General features: G+C 68.0%; 20 protein-coding genes and 2 tRNA genes. 8 read left to right on the top strand and 14 right to left on the bottom strand.

The features are described from left to right. Positions 1-79: 79 nt before the first annotated feature. The 11 genes from QSJ40_RS11705 to dnaA form a co-directional block, all read right to left on the bottom strand. Positions 80-886: a PIG-L family deacetylase gene (locus tag QSJ40_RS11705; RefSeq protein WP_058871627.1), complete on the bottom strand. Its 807-nt coding sequence runs from the start codon at positions 884-886 to the stop codon at positions 80-82. 83 nt (positions 887-969) lie between these two features. Next, positions 970-1042: transfer RNA gene (locus QSJ40_RS11710), tRNA-Ala, on the bottom strand. Between the two features lie 22 nt (positions 1043-1064). Then, positions 1065-1193, bottom strand: a complete 129-nt coding sequence (locus tag QSJ40_RS11715; protein WP_006214392.1) for a hypothetical protein — start codon at positions 1191-1193, stop codon at positions 1065-1067. A gap of 35 nt (positions 1194-1228) precedes the next feature. Further along, positions 1229-1302 (bottom strand) — tRNA-Ile (locus tag QSJ40_RS11720). A gap of 129 nt (positions 1303-1431) precedes the next feature. Continuing rightward, a complete protein-coding gene (locus QSJ40_RS11725; RefSeq protein ID WP_006214391.1) occupies positions 1432-1968 on the bottom strand; it encodes a DUF3566 domain-containing protein in 537 nt (178 codons plus the stop codon). Continuing rightward, positions 1965-4604: a DNA gyrase subunit A gene (gene gyrA, locus QSJ40_RS11730; protein WP_058871628.1), complete on the bottom strand. Its 2640-nt coding sequence runs from the start codon at positions 4602-4604 to the stop codon at positions 1965-1967. The genes QSJ40_RS11725 and gyrA overlap by 4 nt, the downstream gene beginning before the upstream one ends. A gap of 150 nt (positions 4605-4754) precedes the next feature. After that, entirely contained in the window at positions 4755-6914 is a 2160-nt protein-coding gene (gene gyrB, locus QSJ40_RS11735) for a DNA topoisomerase (ATP-hydrolyzing) subunit B (RefSeq protein WP_200860735.1), read from the bottom strand. A 326-nt stretch (positions 6915-7240) separates the two neighbouring features. After that, positions 7241-7846: a DciA family protein gene (locus QSJ40_RS11740; RefSeq protein ID WP_006214388.1), complete on the bottom strand. Its 606-nt coding sequence runs from the start codon at positions 7844-7846 to the stop codon at positions 7241-7243. Continuing rightward, positions 7843-9030: a DNA replication/repair protein RecF gene (recF, locus tag QSJ40_RS11745; protein ID WP_006214387.1), complete on the bottom strand. Its 1188-nt coding sequence runs from the start codon at positions 9028-9030 to the stop codon at positions 7843-7845. The genes QSJ40_RS11740 and recF overlap by 4 nt, the downstream gene beginning before the upstream one ends. 13 nt (positions 9031-9043) lie before the next feature. Next, positions 9044-10168 carry a DNA polymerase III subunit beta gene (gene dnaN, locus QSJ40_RS11750; RefSeq protein ID WP_285731121.1) on the bottom strand — a complete coding sequence of 375 codons (1125 nt, stop codon included), beginning with the start codon at positions 10166-10168 and terminating at the stop codon, positions 9044-9046. A 721-nt stretch (positions 10169-10889) separates the two neighbouring features. Further along, on the bottom strand, positions 10890-12593 hold the full coding sequence (gene dnaA, locus QSJ40_RS11755; RefSeq protein WP_285731123.1) for a chromosomal replication initiator protein DnaA: 1704 nt from the start codon (positions 12591-12593) through the stop codon (positions 10890-10892). 523 nt (positions 12594-13116) lie between these two features. Between dnaA and rpmH the strand changes: the two genes are divergently transcribed. The 8 genes from rpmH (at position 13117) to QSJ40_RS11795 (ending at position 21251) form a co-directional block, all read left to right on the top strand. Continuing rightward, a complete protein-coding gene (rpmH, locus tag QSJ40_RS11760) occupies positions 13117-13254 on the top strand; it encodes a 50S ribosomal protein L34 (protein WP_006214384.1) in 138 nt (45 codons plus the stop codon). A gap of 87 nt (positions 13255-13341) precedes the next feature. Further along, on the top strand, positions 13342-13695 hold the full coding sequence (gene rnpA, locus QSJ40_RS11765; RefSeq protein WP_285731125.1) for a ribonuclease P protein component: 354 nt from the start codon (positions 13342-13344) through the stop codon (positions 13693-13695). Further along, positions 13692-14204, top strand: a complete 513-nt coding sequence (gene yidD / locus QSJ40_RS11770) for a membrane protein insertion efficiency factor YidD (RefSeq protein WP_024289494.1) — start codon at positions 13692-13694, stop codon at positions 14202-14204. Before rnpA ends, yidD begins: the two co-directional genes overlap by 4 nt. Then, complete coding sequence (gene yidC, locus QSJ40_RS11775; protein WP_285731127.1) at positions 14201-15337, top strand: membrane protein insertase YidC; 1137 nt, start codon at positions 14201-14203, stop codon at positions 15335-15337. The genes yidD and yidC overlap by 4 nt, the downstream gene beginning before the upstream one ends. A 75-nt stretch (positions 15338-15412) precedes the next feature. Further along, a complete protein-coding gene (locus QSJ40_RS11780) occupies positions 15413-16066 on the top strand; it encodes a Jag family protein (RefSeq protein WP_285731130.1) in 654 nt (217 codons plus the stop codon). A 3-nt stretch (positions 16067-16069) separates the two neighbouring features. Next, entirely contained in the window at positions 16070-16783 is a 714-nt protein-coding gene (rsmG, locus tag QSJ40_RS11785) for a 16S rRNA (guanine(527)-N(7))-methyltransferase RsmG (RefSeq protein ID WP_285731132.1), read from the top strand. A gap of 297 nt (positions 16784-17080) precedes the next feature. Further along, positions 17081-17941, top strand: a complete 861-nt coding sequence (locus tag QSJ40_RS11790; protein ID WP_285731134.1) for a ParA family protein — start codon at positions 17081-17083, stop codon at positions 17939-17941. A 2122-nt stretch (positions 17942-20063) separates the two neighbouring features. Then, complete coding sequence (locus tag QSJ40_RS11795) at positions 20064-21251, top strand: ParB/RepB/Spo0J family partition protein (RefSeq protein ID WP_006214376.1); 1188 nt, start codon at positions 20064-20066, stop codon at positions 21249-21251. 161 nt (positions 21252-21412) lie between these two features. Here the strand turns inward: QSJ40_RS11795 and QSJ40_RS11800 are convergent, their stop codons facing one another. The 3 genes from QSJ40_RS11800 to trxB form a co-directional block, all read right to left on the bottom strand. Further along, the gene (locus tag QSJ40_RS11800; protein WP_006214375.1) at positions 21413-22627 is read right to left on the bottom strand and encodes an N-acetylmuramoyl-L-alanine amidase; all 1215 of its coding nucleotides are present in this window, start codon (positions 22625-22627) and stop codon (positions 21413-21415) included. 154 nt (positions 22628-22781) lie between these two features. Continuing rightward, on the bottom strand, positions 22782-23108 hold the full coding sequence (trxA, locus tag QSJ40_RS11805; protein WP_285731137.1) for a thioredoxin: 327 nt from the start codon (positions 23106-23108) through the stop codon (positions 22782-22784). Positions 23109-23154: 46 nt separating this feature from the next. Further along, positions 23155-24180, bottom strand: a complete 1026-nt coding sequence (gene trxB, locus QSJ40_RS11810) for a thioredoxin-disulfide reductase (RefSeq protein WP_006214373.1) — start codon at positions 24178-24180, stop codon at positions 23155-23157. Positions 24181-24375: the final 195 nt, after the last annotated feature.

Below are 24375 nucleotides of genomic sequence, written 5' to 3' on the forward strand. Positions count from 1 at the left end.
CATGCAGTATCTCAGGTGATGCCCAGATCCTGAACATCAGCTGGCAGCGCAGCTCGTGCAGGTCTCAGCGACGCCTTCGTCAGGCGAACAGCCACCGCGAGGACAGCTCCTGCTCGAGCCCCGGCTCCCGGTACGACTCGACCCCGAAGAACGCCCGGAAGTGCTCCAGAGGCATCGCCAGCATCCCCTGCACGTCCGCCTGGGAGGCGTGGCACTGCATCGTGCGCCGCTTCAGCTCCAGCAGCTCGTCGTCCAGCTCGAGCTGCCAGTGCAGCTCGGAGGCCGGGATCCCGAAGCCATTGCCGTCATCGGCGGGGCCGTCCGGGTCCATGACCTCGTCCGGGGAGGCCCCTGCCGCCAGGGCCTGATCGCGCAGCTGCCGGAGCCGGTCCCGGTTCATGGACTGCTCCAGCAGCCGCGGCCGCTCGAGCGCAAGCTCGGCCGCGCGGTGGGCCACGTGATGGACCTTCACGTGATCGGGATGCCCGTAGCCGCCGTGCCAGTCGTAGCCCACCAGCACATCGGCGCCCTCGTCGTCCAGGATCGCGGCGACGGCCCGTGCGGCCTCGTCGATGTCGGCGCGGTGGAAGCAGGCCTCGCCGTCGTTCTGCTCCCAGCCGGTCATCCCGGAGTCGTGGTAGCCGAGCCACTCCACTCGGGAGATGCCCAGCACCCGTGCTGCTGCGGCTGCCTCCGTGCGCCGGTGATCCGCGACGGAGAGCACCTCCTGGGCGTCGTCGGCCGCCTCCAGCGGTGTGCCGAAGTCCCCGTTGGTCGCGAAGATCTCGACCACGCGGTGCCCCTCCGCCGCGGCACGGGCCATGGTGCCGGCGGTCTGCGAGGACTCGTCGTCCGGGTGGGCATGGAGGAAGACGATCACGGCCATGACGGGGCAGCTCCTGAGATCAGTGGCGGGCGCACGACGACGGCCCCGCCATCAGGCGGGGCCGTCGTCGATATGGGATCCGGTGGAGGCAAGGGGACTCGAACCCCTAACCCTCTGCTTGCAAAGCAGATGCGCTACCAATTGCGCCATGCCCCCGGAGCATCCTGTCGAGCTGAACTCAGTCGACGGGATCTGCGGCATCGCGCCAAGCGGCGCGATCGGCATCTGCGGAGCGCAGCCGCCAGGCGGCGACTCCTGCTCCGGCGGCACCGACCACCAGCACGATCGCCGTGAAAGCGTTCTTCATGCCGGTCTCCGATGCACTGGGATGCCGTTGAACCGTGGGCGTACCAGGAATTGAACCTGGGACCTCTTCGTTATCAGCGAAGCGCTCTAACCGTCTGAGCTATACGCCCGTGACCGGCGGACCGATCACGTCCACTCGAACCGACCAAGCGGTCTGTCCGTCGCGGAACGAATAGGGACTCTACACGATCGCCGCGACCGGGACCAATCGAGGATCCCCGTCATCGGCGCCGCGCAGGTCAGTCGTCGGTCAGCGTGACTCCGATGCCGCCGATCAGGCCGGCGGCCAGGTTGTAGAGCATGGCGGCGATGACCGACAGCAGCGTCAGCAGGATGACGTTGATGACCGAGAGGATGGTCGCGAAGATCGCTACCTGCCCCAGGGAGACGATCTCCTGGACCTCTGTGCTGCCGCCCGGGCCCGCCAGCATGGCGGCGAGCTCGTTGATGCCGTTGAACAGACCCGTGATGTCCATCAGGATCCAGATCAGCACGGCCGCGACGACCACCACGATGCCCAGCGAAACCGAGAGCAGGAACGCGAGCTTGAGCACCGACCAGGTGTCCACGCGCGACACGACCAGGCGCGCGCGGCGCACCTTGGCGCGCGGCGCGGGCCGCACCAGTCCCTTGGTCGAAGACCGCTGGGGCGTGCGGCTGCTGGACGACGACGCCTTGGCGCTGTCCGCCTTCTTGGCCTGGCTGGGGGAGGATCCCCGACCAGCGCCGCCGGACTTCGAACGTCCAGCCGCACCAGAGCGTGCCTCGGGGCTCATTCGTTACCTCCGTTGTTGACTTCGTCCAACGTTACGACATCCTCATCCGCAGCATCGGCTGTCGGATCCGCAATCGTAGCCGTGCCGTTCTCGACGGCTTCCTCGACCGCGTCCTCGATGTGGCGCTCGGCATTCCAGGCCACACCCACGATCGAGTCCTTGGGGGCAGGCTTGGCGAAGATGACGCCCATGGTGTCGCGGCCCTTGGCGGGGACCTCCGAGACCGCAGAGCGCACGACCTTGCCGGAGGCCATGACGACCATGACCTCGTCGGATTCTCCCACGATCAAGGCGCCGGCGAGCTTGCCGCGCTCATCCCCGACCTTGGCGACCTTGATGCCGAGCCCGCCTCGGCCCTGGCGCCGGTACTGCTCGATGGCCGTGCGCTTGGCGTAGCCGCCCTCGGTCACCACGAAAACGTAGCTCTCGGTGCCCTTCGCCACGACGTCGGCGGCCAGCAGCTCGTCGTCATCGCGGAACTTCATGCCGGTCACGCCGGAGGTCGCGCGGCCCATGGGTCGCAGCGCCTCGTCATCGGCCTGGAAGTGCAGGGACTGGCCGTTGCGCGAGACCAGGAAGATGTCGTCGTCGGAGTCCACGAGCTTGGCCGAGACCAGCTCGTCGCCCTCGCGCAGGTTGATCGCGATCACGCCGGCGGTGCGGTTGGTGTCGTAGTCCTCGAGCCGGGACTTCTTCACCAGGCCGCTGCGCGTGGCCAGCACCAGGTACGGGGCGTCCTGGTAGGTCGACAGCTCCATGACCTGGGCGATCTGCTCGCCGGGCTGGAAGGCCATGACATTGGCGACGTGCTGGCCCTTGGCGTCGCGACCGGCCTCGAGCAGCTCGTAGGCCTTGGTGCGATATACGCGGCCGTGGGTCGTGAAGAACAGGATCCAGTGGTGCGTGGTGGTGGTGAAGAAATGCTCGACGACGTCGTCGCCGCGCAGATTCGCTCCGCGGATGCCCTTGCCGCCGCGGCGCTGGGCCCGGTACTGATCGATGCGCGTGCGCTTGACGTAGCCGCCGCGGGTGATCGTGACGACTACGTCCTCCTGGGGGATCAGGTCCTCCATGGACATGTCGCCGTCGTAGCCCCACAGGATCTCGGTGCGGCGGTCGTCGCCGTACTTCTCGACGGTCTCCTCGAGCTCCTCGGAGACGATCTGGCGCTGCAGGTCCTCGGAGGCGATGATCGCCTCGAAGCGAGAGATCATCTGCTCGAGCTCGGCGAAGCGGTCCTGGATCTTCTGCCGCTCCAGCGCCGCCAGGCGCCGCAGCTGCATGTTGAGGATGGCCTGGGCCTGCTCCTCGTCGATCCCGAGCAGCTCCATCAGCCCGGTGCGGGCCTCGTCCGGGGTGGGCGAGCGGCGGATCAGGGCGATGACCTCGTCCAGGGCATCCAGGGCCTTCAGCAGGCCCACCAGGATGTGCGCCTCCTCCTGTGCCTGACGCAGACGGAACGTGGTTCGCCGGACGATGACCTCGATCTGGTGGCGCACCCAGTGGTAGATGAAGGCGTCCAGGGACAGCGTGCGCGGCACACCGTCCACCAGGGCCAGCATGTTCGCGGAGAAGTTCTCCTGCAGCGGGGTGTGCTTGTAGAGGTTGTTCAGCACCACCTTGGCCACGGCGTCGCGCTTGAGCACGATCACCAGGCGCTGACCGGTGCGCCCGGAGGTCTCGTCGCGCATGTCGGCGATGCCGCCGATCTTGCCCTCCTTGACCAGGTCCGCGATCTTGATGGCCAGGTTGTCCGGGTTGACCATGTACGGCAGCTCGGTGACCACCAGGCAGGTGCGGCCGTGGATCTCCTCGACGGAGACGACCGCGCGCATCTTGATGGAGCCGCGACCGGTCCGGTACGTGTCCTCGATGCCCTTGTGGCCGAGGATCTGCGCCCCGCCCGGGAAGTCCGGGCCCTTGACGCGCTTGAGCAGCGCCTCGAGCAGCTCCTCGCGGCTGGCCTCCGGGTTCTTCAGGTACCACTGCACGCCGTCGGCGAGCTCGCGCAGGTTGTGCGGCGGGATGTTGGTGGCCATGCCCACGGCGATGCCGGCGGAGCCGTTGGCCAGCAGGTTCGGGAACCGCGCCGGCAGCACGGTGGGCTCGCGCGACTTGCCGTCGTAGTTGTCCTGGAAGTCGACGGTCTCCTCGTGGATGTCCCGGACCATCTCCATTGCCAGCGGAGCCATCTTGGTCTCGGTGTATCGAGGGGCGGCGGCGCCGTCGTTGCCGGCGGAGCCGAAGTTCCCCTGGCCCAGGGCCAGCGGGTAGCGCTGGACCCAGTCCTGGATCAGGCGGACGAGGGCGTCGTAGATCGCCGAGTCGCCGTGCGGGTGGTAGTGGCCCATGACGTCGCCGACCACGCGGGCCGACTTGTTGAAGGACCGGTCCGGGCGGTAGCCGCCGTCGTACATCGTGTAGATGACGCGGCGGTGCACCGGCTTGAGGCCGTCGCGGACGTCCGGCAGGGCTCGTCCGACGATCACCGCCATGGCGTAGTCCAGGTAGGAGCGCTGCATCTCCGTCTGGAGGTCGACCTGCTCCACGCGATCGCCGGTGATCGTGGCGGCCTCGACCTCGGTGCCCGGCTGGTTCTCCGGCTCCTCTGGGGTGACCTGGCTGTCGTCGCTCATTCGTGCGCTTCCCGTCCTTCTCCCGACGCCCGCGGGCGTCTGTGCGTCTGCTCGGCCGCTGGGCCGTGGTGCTCGAGACTGATCCGCCGGTCGCCGCCATGGAGGCGGCGACGGGCACATATGCCGCAGTCGGCATATGCTCCGTTGCGACTAGATGTCGAGGAAGCGGACGTCGTTGGCGTTCTGCTGGATGAACTCCTTGCGGGACTCGACGTCCTCGCCCATGAGCATGGTGAAGACCTGCTCGGCGGCGGCGGCGTCCTCCATGGTCACCTGCAGCAGCGTGCGGTGCTCAGGATCCATGGTGGTGTCCCACAGCTCGGTGTAGGACATCTCGCCTAGGCCCTTGTAGCGCTGGATGCCGTTGTCCTTGGGGATCCGCTTGCCCGAGGCCTGACCCTCCGCCAGGGCGCGATCGCGCTCGGCATCCGAGTAGACGTAGTCGTGCGGCGCGTTCGACCACTTGATGCGGTACAGCGGCGGCTGCGCCAGGTACACGAAGCCGTGGTCGATCAGCGGGCGCATGAACCGGAACAGCAGCGTCAGCAGCAGCGTGGTGATGTGCTGGCCGTCCACGTCGGCATCGGCCATGAGCACGATCTTGTGATAGCGCGCCTTCTCGATGTCGAAGTCGTCGCCGATGCCCGAGCCGAAGGCCGTGATCATGGACTGGACCTCGGCGTTGGACAGCGCACGATCCAGGCGGGCCCGCTCGACGTTCAGGATCTTGCCGCGCAGCGGCAGGATCGCCTGGTGCGCCGGATCGCGGCCCTGCACGGCCGAGCCGCCTGCCGAGTCGCCCTCCACGATGTAGATCTCGGACTTCGACGGGTCCTTGGACGAGCAGTCCTTGAGCTTGCCCGGCATGCCGCCGGACTCCAGCAGCCCCTTGCGCCGGGTGGTCTCGCGGGCCTTGCGCGCCGCCAGACGAGCCTGCGAGGCGCCGATGGCCTTGCGGATGATGTCCTTGGCGTAGTTCGGGTTGCGCTCGATCCAGTCCCCGAACTCGTCGGCGACCACGCGCTGCACGAACGGCTTGGCCTCGGAGTTGCCCAGCTTGGTCTTGGTCTGGCCCTCGAACTGGGGGTCGCCGAGCTTGATCGAGATGACCGCGGTGAGGCCCTCGCGGACGTCCTCGCCGGTGAGGTTGTCGTCCTTGTCCCGCAAGAGCTTGAACTCGCGGGCCTTGCGGTTGATCACCGTGGTCAGCGCGGTGCGGAAGCCCTCCTCGTGGGTGCCGCCCTCGTGCGTGTTGATCGTGTTCGCGTAGGTGTGCACCGACTCGCTGTAGGCGGTGGTCCACTGCATGGAGATCTCCACGGAGATGGAGCGCTCGACGTCCTCGGTCTCGAAGTCGATGATCTCGTCGTGGACCAGCTCGGCCTTCTTGCCGCTGTTGATGAAGCGGACGTAGTCCAGCAGACCGTGCTCGTAGCAGTAGACGACCCGGCGGTGGCCGTCGGCGGTCACGCCCACGGTGTTCAGCGCCGGAGCCTTGGCCGTCTCCGCCTGCTCGGCGCCGCTCCCGGCCTCCGGGGACTGCGCGGTGGGGACCTCGGAGGCGTCCTGGCCCTCGACCTCGGTGATGATCTCGGTGCGCGCGGACTCGCCGGCGACCTCGTCGCCGGACTCGTCCAGGCGCCGCTGGTCGGTCAGGGTGATGCGCAGCCCCTTATTGAGGAACGCCATCTGCTGGAACCGGGCGCGCAGGGTCTCGAAGTCGTACTCGACGGACTCGAAGATCTCCGGATCAGCCCAGAACGTCTGCGTCGTGCCGGTCTCCTCGGTCTGCTCGCCGCGCTCGAGCTCGCCCTGGGGGCGGCCGCCGTCGGCGAACTCCATGCGCCAGACGTAGCCCTGGCGGCGGATCTCGGTCTCCACGCGCGATGACAGCGCGTTGACGACGGAGATGCCCACGCCGTGCAGACCGCCGGAGACCGCGTAGCCGCCCCCGCCGAACTTGCCGCCGGCGTGCAGGATCGTCATGACGACCTCGACCGTGGGACGGCCCTGCGTGGGGTGCATGTCCACCGGGATGCCGCGGCCGTTGTCGGTGACGCTCACGCCGCCGTCGGCCCGCAGCACGACCTCGATGTGATCCGCATGGCCGGCCAGGGCCTCATCCACGGAGTTGTCGATGACCTCGTAGACCAGGTGGTGCAGGCCCCGCGGTCCGGTGGATCCGATGTACATGCCTGGGCGCTTGCGGACCGCTTCGAGGCCCTCCAGGACGGTGATGTCGCTGGCGCCGTAGCCGCCTTCGGTGCTCTTGTCCTCTGACACGGGCTGCTGGTTCCTCCTGATGGTCATGATGGAGGCCGCAAGGGTCCTGGAGCACGGGGTCCGGGGCGCAGGCAGCACTCCCGACGACAGCGAGCGAGCGGGACGCACCGGAGCATTCGGGGGGCCGCGGGGTCTGCGCGCTCGATGCGCTGCGTCGATAATCCGGGCCCATCATACCGGATCTGCGCAGATGCCGGGTGCGGGACGGCCTGAACCCGCTGTCAGCGGCACGAGAACGCCCCTAGGAGTGCCTCCGGGGGTGCTCGCTGACCCGGAAGTCGTCTCCGGAGGTGCCGAGCACTCTGCAGGCCGTCCACGGTCTCGAGGCAGATGCCGATCGACGGCGGTCCGGATCAGCCGTAGGTGTCGCGGGGCCCGCGGCCGCGGATCGAGCGCCGGCCCTTGCGCCAGCTGGGGGCCGCCGGACCCACGATGTCCAGGCGCGTGACGATGCCCGGGCCCAGGCGCTTCTCGATGGTCGACAGCACTTGGGACTGCAGCATCCGCATGTTGGCGGCCTGGGCGGTGGAGGAGCATCGCACGCGCAGCACGGTGTCCTCGAAGGACTCCGGCACGCAGTGCTCGGCCACGTACGCCCCCACCAGCTCCGGCCACAGGGTCATGACCGACCCGACGGCGACCGGGGTCCGCCAGCCGCGTCCGGAGACCAGGCGATCCATGACCCCGCCGATGCCCTGCGGATCCCGCGGCGAGTCTCCGGCGCCCGAATAGCCGCCCAGCTGCCGCGGATCGCGCTCGGCGTCCCGGCGGCGCACGGGACTGGCGGTGAGCGCCTCCATGGCAGCGCCGAAGCTGCGCAGGTTGGCCTTGGCCGCAGCGCCGTGAAGCCGTCCCTCGCCGCGGGCCTCGGCGCCCCGGCGCACGCGCATCAGGGCGGCCGCGGCCGGATCGACGATGTCGCGGTCGCGCTCGGCGCGCGGCTGCTGGGCGGGGATCACGTGCGGGATCCGGGATCGACGACGGCCTTGCCCGGGCTCACGCGCACCAGGGTGAGCCCCGAATCGGCATCCAGCAGCTCCTGCGGGACGTCCTCCTCCACGGCGGCGGTCACCAGCACCTGCTCGGCCTCCGAGACCATGTCGGCCAGGCGGCTGCGGCGCTGGGCGTCGAGCTCGGCGAAGACGTCGTCGAGGATCAGCACGGGGGAGGAGCCCTCGGAGCGGTCGTCGTCCAGGTGCACGTACCAGGAGCCCAGCCGCAGGGACAGGGCGCAGGACCACATCTCGCCGTGGGAGGCGTAGCCGCGGGCCGGCAGATCGCCGAGCTGGATCTCGAGCTCGTCGCGATGCGGTCCCACCAGGGACACCGCCCGCTCGATCTCCTGGTCCTGGGCCTCCGCGCAGGCCTGGAGCATCAGCTCGCGCAGATCCGCGGTGCTGAAATGGGCAAGCTGATCGACCCGACCGTCTGCGCTCTCCGGGAGGATCGAGGAGCGGTACCGCAGTCGGGGCATCCGGGGACCGTCGGAGAGGCTGCTGTAGGCGCGGCGGACCTCGGGCTCGAGAGCGAGGACGAGCTGCAGACGAGACTGCAGGACCGCGGCCCCATAGGTCGCCAGCTGGTCGTTCCACGCGCTGAGAGTGGCCTCGTGCGCCTGGGTGAAGCGCCCGGCCTTCCGCGCCGATTTCAGCAGGGCGTTGCGCTGGCGCACGGTCTTCTCGTAGTCGGAGATGACCCCGGCCAGGGCCGGACGCATGGAGGAGCCCAGCACGTCCAGGAACGCCCGGCGCCCGGAGGGCTCGCCCTTGATCAGCGCGAGGTCCTCCGGGGAGAACAGCACGGTGCGCAGGATGCCCAGGGCCTCTCGGGCGCGGACCGAGCCGCCTCGGTTGATCCGCACCGTGGGAGCACGGCCCTCGCTCAGAGTGAACTCGAGGTTCGTGCGGTGCCCGGCCCTGCGGATCCCCGTGCGGATCATGGCGCGCTCGGTGCCTGCTCGGTGCAGCGGGGCATTGCCGCTGACCCGATGCGAGGCCAGCGTGGCGGCGTAGTCGATCGCCTCGACCACGTTGGTCTTGCCCACCCCGTTGGGCCCCAGCAGGACCGTGATCCCGGGGGTCAGCTCGAGCTGGAGCTGCTCATAGCTGCGGAAGTCCGCGAGGGAGAGGGAGTCGACGTGCACGCAGGTCCGGGGCTCAGGAGCTGGGGAGGCGGACCGGCATCAGCAGGTACCGGTAGGCGACGTCGTCGTCCCCGTCCTGCTCCTTCTGCGCCGAGAGCACTGCCGGCTTGGGCGGAGCGGTGAAGGAGAAGCGCACGTACTCGGAGTGGAAGGCGTGCAGGCCCTCCGAGAGGTACGTGGGATTGAAGGCGACGGTGATGTCCTCGCCCTGGAGGTTGGCCTCGATGACCTCGGAGGCCTGGGCGTCCTCGCCGGTGCCGGCATCCAGGGCCACCTGGCCGTCCGTGAAGGCCAGACGGACCGGGGTGTTGCGCTCGGCCACCAGGGACACGCGGCGCACGGCCTCCACCAGCTCGGAGGTGCGCACCGAGGCGGTGATGGGCGTGGACTCGGGGAACAGCGAGCGGATCTTGGGGTACTCGCCGTCGATCAGCAGCGAGGTGGTGCGGCGGCCGCCGGACTCGAAGCCCACCAGCTCCGTGCTGTCCGACAGGGCGAGGTTCAGCTCGCCGGCCGGGCCGAGGGTCTTGGCGACGTCGTTGAGCGTCTTGGCCTTGATCAACGCAGCCGTCTGCAGCGAGCTGCTGTTGGGGCGCCAGGTGAGCTCGCGCATGGCCAGGCGGTAGCGGTCGGTGGCCAGCAGGGTCATCCGCTCGCCGTCGATCTCGACCCGGACGCCGGTGAGGATCGGCAGGGTGTCGTCCTTGGAGGCGGCGATGTTGACCTGCGCGACGGCCTGGGCGAACTCAGCGCCGTCGATGACGCCGGAGACCTCGGGCAGGCCGGGCAGCTCGGGGTAGTCCTGCACGGGCATGGCCGCCAGGTTGAACCGAGACGAGCGGCAGATCAGCGTCAGCTTGCCGTCATCCGTGATGACGTCCACGGGAGCCGAGGGCAGCGAGCGGCAGATGTCTGCCAGCAGGCGGCCGGAGACCAGAGCCGTGCCCTCCTCCTCGATCTGGGCGTCGATCGAGACCCGCGAGGAGATCTCGTAGTCGAATCCGGCTAGGGAGACCTGTCCGTTCTCCGCCTTGAGCAGCAGACCGGAGAGCACCGGGACGGGCGGGCGAGGGGACAGTGACCGGGCGGTCCAGGTCACGGCCTCGGCCAGAACGTCGCGTTCGACGGAGAACTTCACGGTGGGGGCGCCTTTCGTTCGCAGATGTCGTCCGCGCGGCGTCCGGTGCGGAGGTCCGGACAGACGACGACAGCATGCTATCGGCGCGCTGTGCCCTGTGCCATCTGCTCGAGCAGACCGGGGAGTCGCAGAGGCGCTTCGGTGGATCCGGCTTTCTGTAATTCCAAGAATCCTGGAGGTGTGGAGCCCCGTGACCTGCTCGAGGCAGGCAGCCAACACCTCTCGGTGCGGCTGAACGTGTAATTACACGAGCTCGCCGGGTCCGGATCGGGCGTCAGGGCATTCGTTGTCCGGCGGGAGGTATTAATGGACAGTAGTGTTCATAACCGCTGTGGATCTTGTGGAAAAGAGCCTGATCGGCTGATCTGGCGCGGATCATGGCTGTGGGTCGGCTGTGCACCGCCATCCACGGACCGCCCCGTGCCTGTGTAATCACATTCTTGTCATTCCGGGCCCGTGCACAGGCCGATCCCCGGATCTGCCTCGACTGTCCACCGCGATCGCGCTTCTCTCCACAGCGCTGTCCACAACCGGTGGAATCGTGTCGTGCACAGCCTGTCCACAGGGCTTCCCACAGCTGTGGAGAACGGGTTTCGCAGCCCGCATCCGCGCCGCGCCGTCCTGTGGATGACCGGAGATCGACGCAGGCCCCGAGTCCGCTCGTGCGGGCCCGGGGCCTGAAGGGACGAGGCAGAGCGCAGCGCATGGGCTGCGCTGCGGATCAGCTGTGGCGCTGCTGCTTGATCCGGTTGGTGAGCTCGGTGACCTGGTTGAAGATCTGCCGCCGCTCGGCCATCAGCGTCCGGATCTTGCGATCGGCGTGCATGACCGTGGTGTGGTCGCGGCCGCCGAGCTCCTGTCCGATCTTGGGCAGGGACATGTCCGTGAGCTCGCGCAGCAGGTACATGGCGATCTGCCGGGCCGTGACCAGCGTGCGCGTGCGGGACTTGGACTTCAGCTCGTCCAGCGAGATGTCGAAGTAGGCGGCCGTCTGCCCCAGGATCGTGGCGGCGGTGATCTCGCCGTCGTCGTCGGTGATCAGGTCCTTGAGCACGAGCTCGGCCAGGGGCAGGTCCACGTCCTGCTTGTTCAGGGAGGCGAAGGCCGTGACGCGGATGAGGGCGCCCTCGAGCTCGCGGATGTTCGTGGAGATGTGCGAGGCGATGTACTCCAGGACCTCGGGCGGGGCCTGGGTGCCGTCGGCATCGGCCTTCTTGCGCAGGATGGCGATGCGGGTCTCGAGCTCGGGCGGCTGGACGTCGGTGATCAGTCCCCACTCGAAGCGCGAGCGCATGCGATCGGCGAATCCCGTGAGCTGCTTGGGCGGCAGATCGGAGGTGATCACGATCTGCTTCTCGTGGTTGTGCAGCGCGTTGAAGGTGTGGAAGAACTCCTCCTGCGTGTGCTCCTTGCCCGCCAGGAACTGGATGTCGTCGATCAGCAGCATGTCGACGTTGCGGTAGATCTCCTTGAAGGAGGAGCCCTCGTCGTCGCGGATCGAGTTGATGAAGTCGTTGGTGAACTCCTCCGAGTTCACGTAGCGCACCGCGATGCCGGGGTAGAGCCGCTTGGCGTAGTGCCCGATCGCGTGCAGCAGGTGGGTCTTGCCGAGCCCTGAATCCCCGTATATGAACAGCGGGTTATATGCCTTGGCCGGCGTCTCGGAGACCGCGAAGGCCGCCGCGTGGGCGAAGCGGTTGGACTGGCCGATGACGAACGACTCGAAGACGTACTTGGGGTTCAGCCGAGCGCTCGAATCCCATTCGGCCGAGGCCGCACCGGCCGTGCCGTGGTCCTCCGCAGCCGAGCGGCCCGGGGCAGCGGCGGGGACGAAGGTGTCCTGAGGGCCGGTCTCCTCGACTGCGGCCTCGCCGGTGCTCTGCGCGGAGGCGGTGTCCTGCGGCGCGGGCTGCTCGGGCAGGGGGCGTCGGGCCGGCTCCGGTGCGGAGGGCCGCGGCGCCGCCGGTCGCGGCGACGGCGAGCGGAAGGTGTTCACGGCCCCGGAGTACTCGGAGCTCGTGGTGGACAGCGAGTCCTGCTCGGTCTCCTCCTGGGCAGCCGGCGGAGCGGTGTGGCCGCGCTCGGCCTCGAGCTCGCTCAGCGGCGGCAGCGAGGCCCGGGATGCGGACTCGATCTCCTGCTCGGAGACCTCCTCCAGGTCGGTGTCCACCACGAGTGCGACCAGGGTGTCCTTGCCGAAGGAGTTCGTGACGGCCTGGTTGAAGGCCGGCGCGATCTTGGACTGCAGGACCTCGCGGGTCAGCTCGTTCGGCACGGCGATCAGCAGCGTGGTGCCCATGAGGCCCCGGGGCTTGGCCAGGCGCAGGAAGCCGCGGTGGCGCGGGGAGATCTGCGGGTCCTCGGTCATGGCGCGGACGCATTCGGCCCAACGGGCGTCGAGCTCCGGATTCTGCTGAGGACTCACAGTGGCGGGGACTCCGGGATTCGGGGGCGATGTCGGCTCCGGGCGGGTGCCCGGGTGCGCTCGCGACCGGTCATCCACAGAGTTGTTCACAGCGGTGGACAGCGGCTCGGGGCTCGAGCGCGAGGGTTCAGCGTAGAGCACGTTCGAAGCCCCGACCTAGCCCCGATCGGGGCCGAAAAGAACTACAATCGTGTAGTTACACGAGCGAGAGCGCACCGTTGCTGGCAAGGACGGGGATCCGGTTATCCACAGGAATTTCCGGAAGACGTGCACAGCATGTGGGCGAGAGGCGGTCACCGACGGTTCGGTTGACCGTCCCACTCGCCGCGCCTACAATCGATCAGTCCTGTGTCTGACCTGCGCCCGGCGCCATGCGCCTCGCGGCGGCACAGCCATCGACCACCACAGCGGTGGACCCCTTCCTCAGGCGGACGGCCTGCTGCGCGCTCGTGCTCTGCACGGGCAGCGTGCGCCGGATCCGCACAGGGCAGGGGCACGCCCGTCCTGCATCCGGAGAAGATCAATGAGCAAGCGCACGTTCCAGCCGAACAACCGTCGTCGCGCCAAGAAGCACGGCTTCCGCGCCCGGATGCGCACCCGCGCCGGCCGCGGCATCCTCTCGGCGCGCCGCGCCAAGGGCCGCGCCTCCCTCTCTGCCTGAGCCCTCTCGTCGCCCTCGCGGATCCGACGGCCTCTGCTCAGCAGAGCCCCGGTCCGCAGACGCCGCCGAGACCGAAGGGGTGAGCGCGTGCTTCCCGCACAGCACAGGATGCGCACCTCCACGCACTTCGCAGCGACCACACGTTCCGGTGCCCGACAGGGGCGCCGGAACGTCGTCGTCTATGTGCGCGCCACGTCCGGGGACCAGCCGTCCCGGGCGGGCTTCGTGGTATCCAAGCGGGTCGGCAATGCGGTCTGCCGCAATCTCGTGAAGCGGCGGCTGCGGGAGCTCGTCGGGATGACGATCCAGGGCAGCCCAGCCGGCTTCGACGTCGTGGTGCGGGCCCTGCCCGCCTCGGCAGAGGCCGACTTCGCCGAGCTGCGGCGGGACTGGGAATCCGCCTGGCGCAAGGCCGCGAGGAAGGCCGAGGTGCCGGCATGAGCACCGCGCAGGGCCTCGGCCATCAGCATCCTGTCCTGGATGAGGAGCAGCTCTGGGAGCAGGCACCGTCGGACTTCGTGCGCCCTCGGGGTGCGGTCCAGGCGGTGTGGCTGCTGCCGCAGAACCTGATCATCGCGGGTCTGAAGCTCTACCGCATGCTGATCTCCCCGCTCTACGGGGACGTCTGCAGGCACTTCCCCACCTGCTCGGCCTACGGCCTCGAGTCCGTGGTTCGCCACGGGGCGGTCCGGGGCCTAGGTTTGACCGTGCGACGACTGCTCAGGTGCCATCCCTGGGCGGCGGGCGGAATCGACAGGGTGCCGCAGGGCGGCCGCCGGTTCTCCTCGGAGACCGAGCTGCCGCGGATCATCCTGCTCAACCACCCCACACCCGCCGATCGCGCAGCCGTGCTGACACCCCGCGATCCGGCACACGAGACCACGTCCGCGCGCCAGCACGGCGCAGACCCGGCTGCCGCGCAGACGGCTCAAGGAGCTTCCTCACGATGAACATCTTCGACATCATCCTCTGGCCCTTCAAATGGGTCGTCTCGGCGGTCCTGTGGCTCTTCCACGAGCTGTTCACCCTCATCGGGCTGGATGCGGCGAGCGGATGGACCTGGGTCCTGGCCATCGTGGGCCTGACCCTGGTCATGCGAACCCTGACCATCCCGCTGTTCCTGCGCCAGATCCGCTCCATGCGCGGCATGCAGGAGATCCAGCCGCAGATGGCCAAGCTGCAGGCCAAGTACAAGGGCAAGAAGGACCAGGTCTCGCGCCAGGCCATGGCCCAGGAGCAGATGGCCCTGTACAAGGAGCACGGGGTCAACCCCCTGGCCTCCTGCCTGCCGATCATCGCCCAGATGCCGATCTTCTTCGGCCTGTTCCAGGTGCTCAACGGCGTGACCGGCGCTGCCGAGCGGGACGAGGGGATCCTGGTCCTGTCCTCGGACAAGATCCACCAGTTCTACGACGGCACCCTGTTCGGCGCCCCGCTGTTCTCCACGCTGCGCTCGCCCGGCGACGGCAACCACACCGCCACGATCATCATCGCGGCCCTGCTGGTGGTGGCCATGACGGTCACCATGTTCATCTCGCAGAAGCAGCTGGCGTCCAAGAACGTCTCGGAGGCCACCAAGAACTCTCCGATGTACCGCCAGCAGCAGATGATCATCTACATCTTCCCGATCATCTTCCTCATCACGGGCATCAACTTCCCGATCGGCGTGCTGATCTACTGGACCGTCTCCAACCTGTGGTCCATGGGCCAGCAGTACTGGGTCATCCGCAACAACCCCACTCCCGGCTCGCAGGCCGAGCGCGAGCTCAACGAGCGCCGCGAGGCCAAGGGCCTTCCCCCGGTCGGCAAGACCAAGGAGGAGCACCAGGCCGAGATCGAGGAGGCTCGCGCCAAGGCTGCCGCCGGTCAGCGTCAGCAGCCCATGAGCAAGAAGCGCCAGAAGGCCAAGGGCATCAAGGGCCAGGGCCCGCTCGAGACCGGCCAGGACGATGTCCAGCAGCCGGAGAAGGCTCAGGGGCCGGTGATCAACGGGGAGCCGACCACCGGTTCGTCGTCGCCGATCTCCAAGGGCTCGTCGGGCGGCAAGAAGTCCGGCAAGGGCAAGGGGAAGTCCGGGTCCTGAGACCGGTCCTCTCAGGGCGCCGCTCGGGTCATACTGTCGAGACGGCTGCTGCACCACTTCCGTCAGGAGAGACGAATGAGCGAGAACCAGCACAGCGAGCAGGCTCAGGACTCCGCGCCCGAGGGCGTGCAGATCCAGGACCTGGAGCCCGGTCAGAAGGTCGACGCCTCGGCGGTCGTCGCCGGTGTGGACGTCCCGCAGGGCGACGAGGCCGCTGCGGCCTCTGCCGAGCAGAGCGACCAGGATGACGACGAGCTCGACCCCCTCGTGGAGGAGGGCGAAGTCGCTGCGGACTACCTCGAGGAGCTGCTGGATCTCGCCGATCTGGACGGCGACATCGACATCGAGGTCCGCAACGGCCGCACCTACCTCTCCGTGGTGACGGAGGAGGAGGGCGACGACGGACTCGACATGCTCGTCGGCAAGGACGGAAAGGTGCTCGAGGCTCTCCAGGAGCTCGTGCGGCTGGCCGTGCTGGCCGGCACGGAGCAGCGCAGCCGGCTGGTGCTCGATATCGCCGGGCACCGGCTGGCCCGTGCCGAGCAGCTGCGCGAGCTGGCCCGTCGTGCCGTGCAGAGCGTGCGGGACTCCGGCGAGCCGGTGCACCTGGACCCGCTGAGCCCCTACGAGCGCAAGATCGTGCACGACGTCGTGGCGGAGGAGGGCATGCACTCCGAGTCGGAGGGCGAGGGCCCCGGACGCCACATCGTGGTCTCGGCGAACGGCTGAGGCATGACGGAGCAGCACCCAGGCGAACGCTCTGATCGCAGCGGCCAGGCGAAGTCCGACGGCGCCGTCGCCCAGCCGGCTCCCGAGCTGCAGGGGCGTGAGGCCGAGGCCGCGCAGAGCCTGTTCGGCGACCGGCTCGAGCTAGCCCAGCGCTATGTGGAGCACCTTGCCTCATCGGGCATCGTGCGCGGACTGATCGGTCCGCGTGAGGCTCCGCGGCTGTGGGGACGTCACGTCCTGAACTGCGCCGTGGTGGAGGAACTGATCCCGCAGGACGCCCGTGTGGCCGATGTGGGCTCCGGGGCGGGACTTCCCGGGCTGTGCCTGGCGATCGCACGCCCCGATCTGGAGCTCACGCTGATCGAGCCGCTCGAGCGCCGCGTGACCTGGCTGAACGAGATCGTCCAGGATCTGCAGCTCGAGAACGTGCAGGTCCTTCGTGCGCGCGGCGAGCAGGTCGAAGAGCTGCCGGGCGGTTCCGCGCCGGCCGTGGTCACGGCCCGCGCTGTCTCCGCGCTCGGCGGTCTGCTGGACTTCACGCTTCCGCTGCTGCAGGGCTCCGGTGAGCTGCTCGCGCTCAAGGGCCGGTCGGCGCAGCAGGAGATCGATAAGGCACGCAAGCAGCTCAAGCGGCACCGCGTCGCGCAGACCGAGGTGCTCACCCTGGGCTCTGAGCTGCTCGAGGAGCCGACCACCGTGGTACGAGTCGTCCTCTGAATCGGTCTCGAGGCGCTGACCTCGATCGACGGTCCGGAGAAGGGTCTTGGGTAGTGTGGGACCGGCCCTCAGCGGCCGCGACATGTAATGTGATGCAGGTCACATCAGACCGAGGAAGGCGACGTGATGACCCAGAACGACAGGCCTCACGGCTATGACTTCGGTCTTCCCCCTGATCCGGTCTCGCAGGATTCGGCAGTGCAGCCGGACCGCGGATCGCGGTTGACTGCAGGACAGGACGCCGGCGCGACAGCCGCCGCACAAGGCGCGGGAGACACCCCCCTCGGAAGGAAGCTCGTGGAAGAGAATCAGCGACGTCGCCGACTCGAGCACGTGCAGCTTCAGCGACCTGAGCGCACTCGTGTGATCACGGTCAGCAACCAGAAGGGCGGCGTGGGCAAGACGAGCACCGCCGTCAACCTGGCAGTGGGCCTGGCCAAGCAGGGTCTCAACGTCCTGGTGGTCGACAACGATCCGCAGGGCAATGCCTCCACCGCCCTGGGCGTGCCGCACAGCTCGGAGGTCGACGGCGTCTACGACGTCCTCGTCGATGAGATGGAGCTGGCTCAGGTGGTCGCGCCCTCCCCCGAGTCCGATCGGATCGTGGTGGCGCCGGCGACCATCGACCTGGCCGGTGCAGAGATCGAGCTCGTGTCCATGGTGGCGCGCGAGCAGAGGCTGTCCCGTGCTCTGGACCAGTACGCCGAGGCTCGTGAGGAGCAGGGCCTGGAGCGTCTCGACTACGTCTTCATAGACTGCCCGCCCAGCCTCGGCCTGCTGACCATCAACGCCTTCGTGGCCGCCAGCGAGGTCCTGATCCCCATCCAGTGCGAGTACTACGCGCTCGAGGGCCTGAGCCAGCTGCTGGGCAACATCGAGATGATCCAGAAGCACCTCAACCCGGATCTGGTCGTGTCCACCATCCTCATGACCATGTATGACGGCCGTACCAACCTGTCCTCCCAGGTGGCGGATGAGGTGCGGGCGCACTTCCCGGAGCAGGTGCTGGAGACCATGATCCCCCGGTCCGTGCGGATCTCCGAGGCGCCGAGCTATCAGCAGTCGGTGCTGAACTACGATCCGCAGTCCACGGGCGCTCTGTCCTATCTCGAGGCAGCCGCTGAGATCGCCGCGCGAGGCGTGCCGAAGAGCAAGTGATCCATTGATCGGGCAGGCTCTGCAGGTCCAAGCGGGCCCCGTTCCACGTGGAACGGGGCCCGTAGTCATTCCAGCTCGTGCAAGAGGGAGACGGTGCTGTCATCGTCGGCCGGCGGATGTCGACTGCTCCCGCTCGTCTTCTGTCGGCGTGTTTCACGTGGAACGTGCGGTTCGACCTTCTCCATACGGTCTTTGACTCAAGGCGGCGAGGGGCGTCGGCGGTCGTCCATGCGAGACGGCTGTCCGAGGAAGCGCAGGAGGAATCGGACCCCGATGACTCCGACGAACTCCGGGTCTTGCCGCTGTCCGTCGTCCCAGGGCACACAGCGATCATGTGAGAGGCGGAAAAGCTCTTCCCTTGGGAGACGCCTCGGCATGCCCTGGTCTGCAGCGCGCGATGGGCGACGCATGAAGGAACGTGAGAAACGCTAAGGAAAGAGGTCCAGCTGACGACTGGATCCGACGTCAGGACCCTCGACGGCTCGTCGGTGGCATGGTGGCCGTCTTCGGCCAGTGCGCGAGTCCATGTTTCACGTGGAACGCACTGTCTCTGGTGTCCGTCTGCTCTCCGTGCCTCGATTGGCGGGTGCTGCGGAGCGCATCGCGACGGCGAGAGTCTCCGCAGTGCGCGGCGGGACCGCGACGGCGAGTCACCGTACATGCTGGCCATGCCGCCAGGCGAGGGCACCATTGATCATGGGACAAGTGCTGCCCCTGTGTGGCGACGATGCCATGCGAACTGAGACAACCTACTGTGCGAGCGTTGTCAGGACTGAGGCCGGGTCTCATCAACCCGTAGCAGCTCACGAGATGCGATGATCTGTGTCCAGAGCGGAGGCCAAGGGCCGAAGGCCACGGCTCTGAAAGCCAGGCTCTGCGCGCGGTAGTCAGCTCACTGGTACGCGAGGGCCAAAGGGCATACACCGGCCGGTGTGCGGTACGAGGCGACATGCGGGTGATCCACGCGATCCACGCTCCGGAGACGGAGACCGGCTGCAGCACGTAGAGGTGATTCAGGGGTGAGGCGCACACGCCATGGACTTGGACGGAATGCAGGATGCGTGACGTCCTCCTCGTACCGACTGCGCAATGGGCGTACGCATGCCGTGATGTTTCACGTGGAACGCTGTGGGAATGGCCCCCTAGGGCACTGTCTGGACGACTAGTCGGCTGATGGGCGCGTGTCTTCAACGTCGTAACAGTCGCGGCGAAATTCCTGGATTCTATTCGGGACGTGCGCGTGGACGGCCTTGTGACTGAGCGATGTTCCACGTGAAACGAACACCAGACCGTCAGATGCAGTCCGCTTCGGGAGTGGATAGCGTCCAGGGGCGCTCGATGTTTCACGTGGAACGGCCGCGAAGACCATGCCTTCGCGACTGGAGTGCGTCCAGCAAGGCCAGATCAGTCACAATTCGGCCCGGAACTCCGGGTGGTTCCACGTGAAACGCGCGAATCTCTGTCGATGCTCCGTAGACTGTCCGGGTCGTCCAGTAGAGGAGTGTTGTCCATGGCGGAGCGCAAGAGGGGGCTCGGTAGAGGCCTCGGAGCCCTGATTCCCAGTGCACCTGTCGAGAAGCCGTCTTCGGAGTCGAGTGTCCAGAGAAACGACGCTGGGGGTACAGAGGCGCCGCCGGCCGGTAGCGCGGCAGCGCAGTCGGTGTCGACCGTCGCAGCTGATACCGCAGCGGTGAATGCGTCCGATGCGACGGAGAGCAACGACTCCCGTACGGATCGACCTGGGCGAGTCAAGTCGGAGGCTGCACGTTCCGGGACGGGAGCACCCCAGCCTGAGGAGTCCAAGTCGTCGTCTCCCAAGGGGGCTCGCTCCAAGACCGGAGCGGCGACACGAGCGTCCTCGAAGTCTGGAACTGCCGCCTCGCGGAGTGGAAAGGCCTCCACCGCCCCCAAGTCCTCAAAGAAGAAGGGGAACGGAGCCACGACTGCGGCCGGGGCCGCCGTCTCCGAGGCGGATGCGAAGGCGATTGCGGTGGACCCCAAGCACGCCGAGTCGAGCGGTTCTGCGGAGGAGACGACATCGTCCGTTTCACGTGGAACGGGCGGCCGTCGCCGCCCGGTCTCGGCCAGTGCTCGACAGAGCGCCATGAAGTCCCGGATGGATATGGGGGCAGCCCTGCAGAACCGCGGAGGAAGCGGCCGCCCGTCCGACATGTTCTTCACCCCTACTCCCTCGTCCGCGGAATCAGCGGAATCTGCCGATTCTCCGGACGAGGCCTCGGATCAGCAGGAGTCCGTGCAGTCGGCTGCTCCCGCCGCCTCGGACGCCACCACGGAGGTGCACACTTCCGTCACCGAGCCCTCAGAGGGCGCGACGGACGCTGATCGGACGGCTGATGTTTCACGTGGAACGTCGGGGGCTAACGCGGAAGGGGTCGAGCCAGATGCCGTAGCCGCGGAAACCCCTGCGACCGCTGCGGAACTGCCTGCGGATCCCGACACGTCGGACCTCGCCTCAGTCCCCGGCGCGGTGTTCGCGGAAGTCCCCGTGGGCAGCATCCACCCCAACCGGAAGCAGCCGCGTCAGGTCTTCGACGAGGACGAGCTCGCGGAGCTCGCCTACTCCATCGGCGAGCTCGGAGTCCTTCAGCCGATCGTCGTCCGGCCGTCCCGAGAGCCGGACGGTCAGCCCTACGAGCTGGTGATGGGTGAGCGCCGTTGGCGGGCCACTCAGCGCGCGGGCCTCGACACCGTGCCCGCCATCGTCCGCGACACCGCAGATGATGACCTCCTGCGCGATGCACTGCTGGAGAACCTGCATCGCAGCCAGCTGAACCCTCTGGAAGAGGCTGCGGCGTATCAGCAGCTGCTCGAGGAGTTCGGGGCCACTCAGGAGGAGCTGTCTCGACGCATCGGGCGCTCCCGTCCGCAGATCTCCAACACGCTGCGTCTGATGCGCCTGCCACCGCTGGTTCAGCGCCGGGTGGCGGCAGGTGTGCTCTCGGCCGGCCATGCTCGTGCGTTGCTGGCGCTGGAGGATCCTGCCGAGATGGAGCGGCTGGCCCAGCGCATTGTTGCTGAAGGCATGTCGGTGCGCGCTGCTGAGGAGGCAGCATCGCTGTCCAAGCGCGGCAAGCCGGGGCGTCGACCCGCGGCCAGGGCCCAGGAGCGCCACAGGGAGCGTCTGGACTATATCGCCGACGCCTTCTCCGACAAGCTGGACACCAGCGTGAAGATCAACCTGGGTGCCCGCAAGGGGCGGATGACGATCGAGTTCGCCTCCGTCGAGGATCTCAATCGCATCATCTCGGTGCTGGATCCGCAGACGCAGGATGCGGCTCAGGAGGACTGAGCGCCTGCTGGCACCTCGCCCAGATCGGTCGTGACGACAGCTCCGGGCGGGGTGCGGCACCGCCTCGCTCCCTGACCGTCTGGTACAGCGCTGAACACGCAGAAGAGCCCCTTTATGTGATGTACGTCACATAAAGGGGCTCTTCGTCGCTCTGGAGGAGGTCAGGCCTTGGGTCGTCGTGCCAGCTCTCGAGCGATATCCGAGGTGCTGAGCGTCCCTGTGGGGTGATCCTGGGAGGACTGCGCGAACATGCGCTGCAGGCCCACGGCGATCGCCTGAGCGATATGCGCTCGGTACTCCCCCCGCTCCAGATCCTCGGACTCCCCGGGGTTGGAGAGGTAGCCCATGTCCAGGTAGATCGTGGGCGCAGGCGTGGTGCGCAGGACGATCCACTGACGGCCATGGCAGCCCAGATCCAGTGCACCCGTGCGTGCGACCATCTCGCGCTGGATCAGCGAGGCGCCGCGCTGGCCGATCGGGGAGAGGGCGTCCTGCTCGGAGCCGGAATTTCCCCAGAAGTACGAGGCCATGCCGTTGGCCTTCTCCGAGCGGTTCCAATCGCATCCGAGCACGACGACCACGGGCTGGCGCACGCCCTCGAGGGCCTCATCCAGGGTGCCGGGAGTCTCGATCACCGTGCCGTCGGCGGCCTGGAGCGGCTGATCGGAGACGACGACGGGACGGGCGCCGATGTCGGCGAGCAGCTCGTGGGCACGAGCTGCGACATCCAAGGAGAGGTCCCGACTGCGCTGCCGCTCCGCAGGGGGAGCCTCCGCAGGGCTGGGGTGCTCCCCGATCATGGCGCTGGGCACCAGGATGATGCGGTGCGAGCGCACTGCGCCGTTGGCGGACTCCAGATTGTGGAAGTCGCGCAGAGAGAACGCCTTGGAGTTCGTGATGTTCTTGTTGATCCGGGCCAGGGCCTCGATGGTGCGGTGATCCACTCGGCCGCTGCGCTCCAGTCCCAGGCTCTGCTGCAGCTCCAGCACGGCGAGGTGGGTCTTCTCCTCGAACGCGCCGTTGAGATGGCCGTAGTACAGACCGAGGAGGGACAGATTGTGCTGGAGGCGCTCCACGTCGTCGCCCCGCATGGGCTCCTGGCGGTCCCACTGCAGCGGACGGTCCCCCAGGGTGTACTGGGCCTCGCTGAGGCGCCGTTCGGTCTCCGGGCCCACCACGCCGTCGACGATCAGTCCCCGGCTCTGCTGGAAGGCCCTGACCGCCGTCTCCAGGGCGGCGTCGAACTCGGTGGCCTGAGGGCCGTCCAGGTCGGTGTCCTGGGGCAGCTGGCCGGCGCGCACGAGTCGCTCGCGCAGGACCCGTACGCGGCGGTCGCTGTGGCCGCGGCCCAGGGAGGCGGCAGAGGAGTCGGACATGGAGACCTTACGGAGTCGGGAACGAGGGAAATTCCTTGAATACTAGAGGCACTCGGTGCGTGTGTGCATCTCACCAGCGGGAAGAGGCACCCGAACGGCCCCCGGAAGCCCCCGCGATGGCGGGCTTCCGGGGGCCGTTCGGCAAGTGAGCGAATCAGGCGCCGAGGAACTCGGCGAACTCCTTCTCGAGAGCTGACTTGGGCTTGGCGCCGATGGACTGCTTGGCCACCTCGCCGTTGTTGAAGACGTACACGGCCGGGATGGACGTGATGCCGTACTTGGCGGCGATGGCCTGGTTGTCGTCGACGTTGACCTTCACGACCTCCACGGAGTCGTGCTCCTCGGCGATCGAGTCCAGGACCGGGCCGACCATGCGGCAGGGGCCGCACCATTCGGCCCAGAAATCGACGATGACGGGCTTGTCGGACTGGAGGACCTCGGCCTCGAAGTCGGACTCGTTGACGGCTGCTGCGTTGCTCATGGTGTGCTCCTTCTGGGGTGGTGAGGGTCTGTGGGAGGGCCTGGGATCAGCCGGCGCGGGCGTCCAGGTAGTGCCCGGCGTCGATCGCCGCGGCGCAGCCGGAGCCGGCGGCCGTGATGGCCTGCTTGTAGGTGGGATCCAGGACGTCGCCGGCGGCGAAGACGCCCGGCAGCGAGGTCCGGGACGAGCGGCCGTCGACCTGGACGGTGCCGTCGGGATCGATCGCGAGCTGGTCTGCGAACAGGCCGGTGCGGGGATCGGCGCCGATCGCCACGAACAGGCCGGTCACCGGAAGCGCGGAGGCCTCCTGCGTGACGGTGTCTCGCAGGGTCAGCTCCTCGACCTTGGACTCGCCCGAGATGCCGATGACCTCCTTGTTCCAGAGGATCTCGATCTTGGGGTCCTCGAAGGCGCGCTGCTGCATGATCTCGGAAGCGCGGAACTCGTCGCGGCGGTGGATGATCGTGACCTTGGAGGCGAACTTGGTCAGGAACGTGGCCTCTTCGATCGCGGAGTCTCCGCCGCCCACCACGGCGATGTTCTGCTCGCGGAAGAAGAAGCCGTCGCAGGTCGCGCACCAGGAGACGCCGTGGCCGGACAGCCGCTTCTCGTCCTCCAGGCCGAGCTCGCGGTAGGCGGAGCCGGTGGCCAGGATGACGGCCTTGGCCCGCAGGACCTCGCCGCCCTCGACCGTGATCTCCTTGATGTCGCCCTCGAGCTTCAGCGACAGAGCGTCCTCGTAGCGGACGTCGGCGCCGAAGCGCTCGGCCTGGGCCTGCATGGTGCCCATGAGCTCGGGGCCCAGGATGCCGTCCTGGAATCCCGGGAAGTTCTCGACCTCGGTGGTGTTCATGAGCTCGCCGCCGGCGGTGACCGAGCCGGCGAGCACGATGGGCTTGAGGTTCGCGCGCGCTGCGTAGATGGCGGCGGTGTAGCCCGCCGGCCCCGAGCCCACGATGACGACGTCGTGCACCGTGGCGCTCGGATCGGCAGCCACGGACTGCGCCGCGGACGTCTCCGGGGTGCTCGAGGAGAGGTCGAGGCTGATCGCGGGGCTGAAGTCTGGGCTCACGTTCGCGGTCCTTCTTCCTTCGTGTGCGGTGCTTGCGGTCCGACGGCTGCCGGGCGGACCGGGTGCGGATCGTGCGCGTGTGACAGGCGCTGCGATCCGTCGTCTGCCCGCATAACCAGGGGACAGCAGGAACTATTCCGGCAACCGCGGCAACTTGACTTGACGATGTGTCAGCAAGCTGGAATGAGCTGCGAG

Source organism: Kocuria sp. NBRC 114282 (genome assembly GCF_030268385.1).
Lineage (GTDB): Bacteria > Actinomycetota > Actinomycetes > Actinomycetales > Micrococcaceae > Kocuria > Kocuria palustris.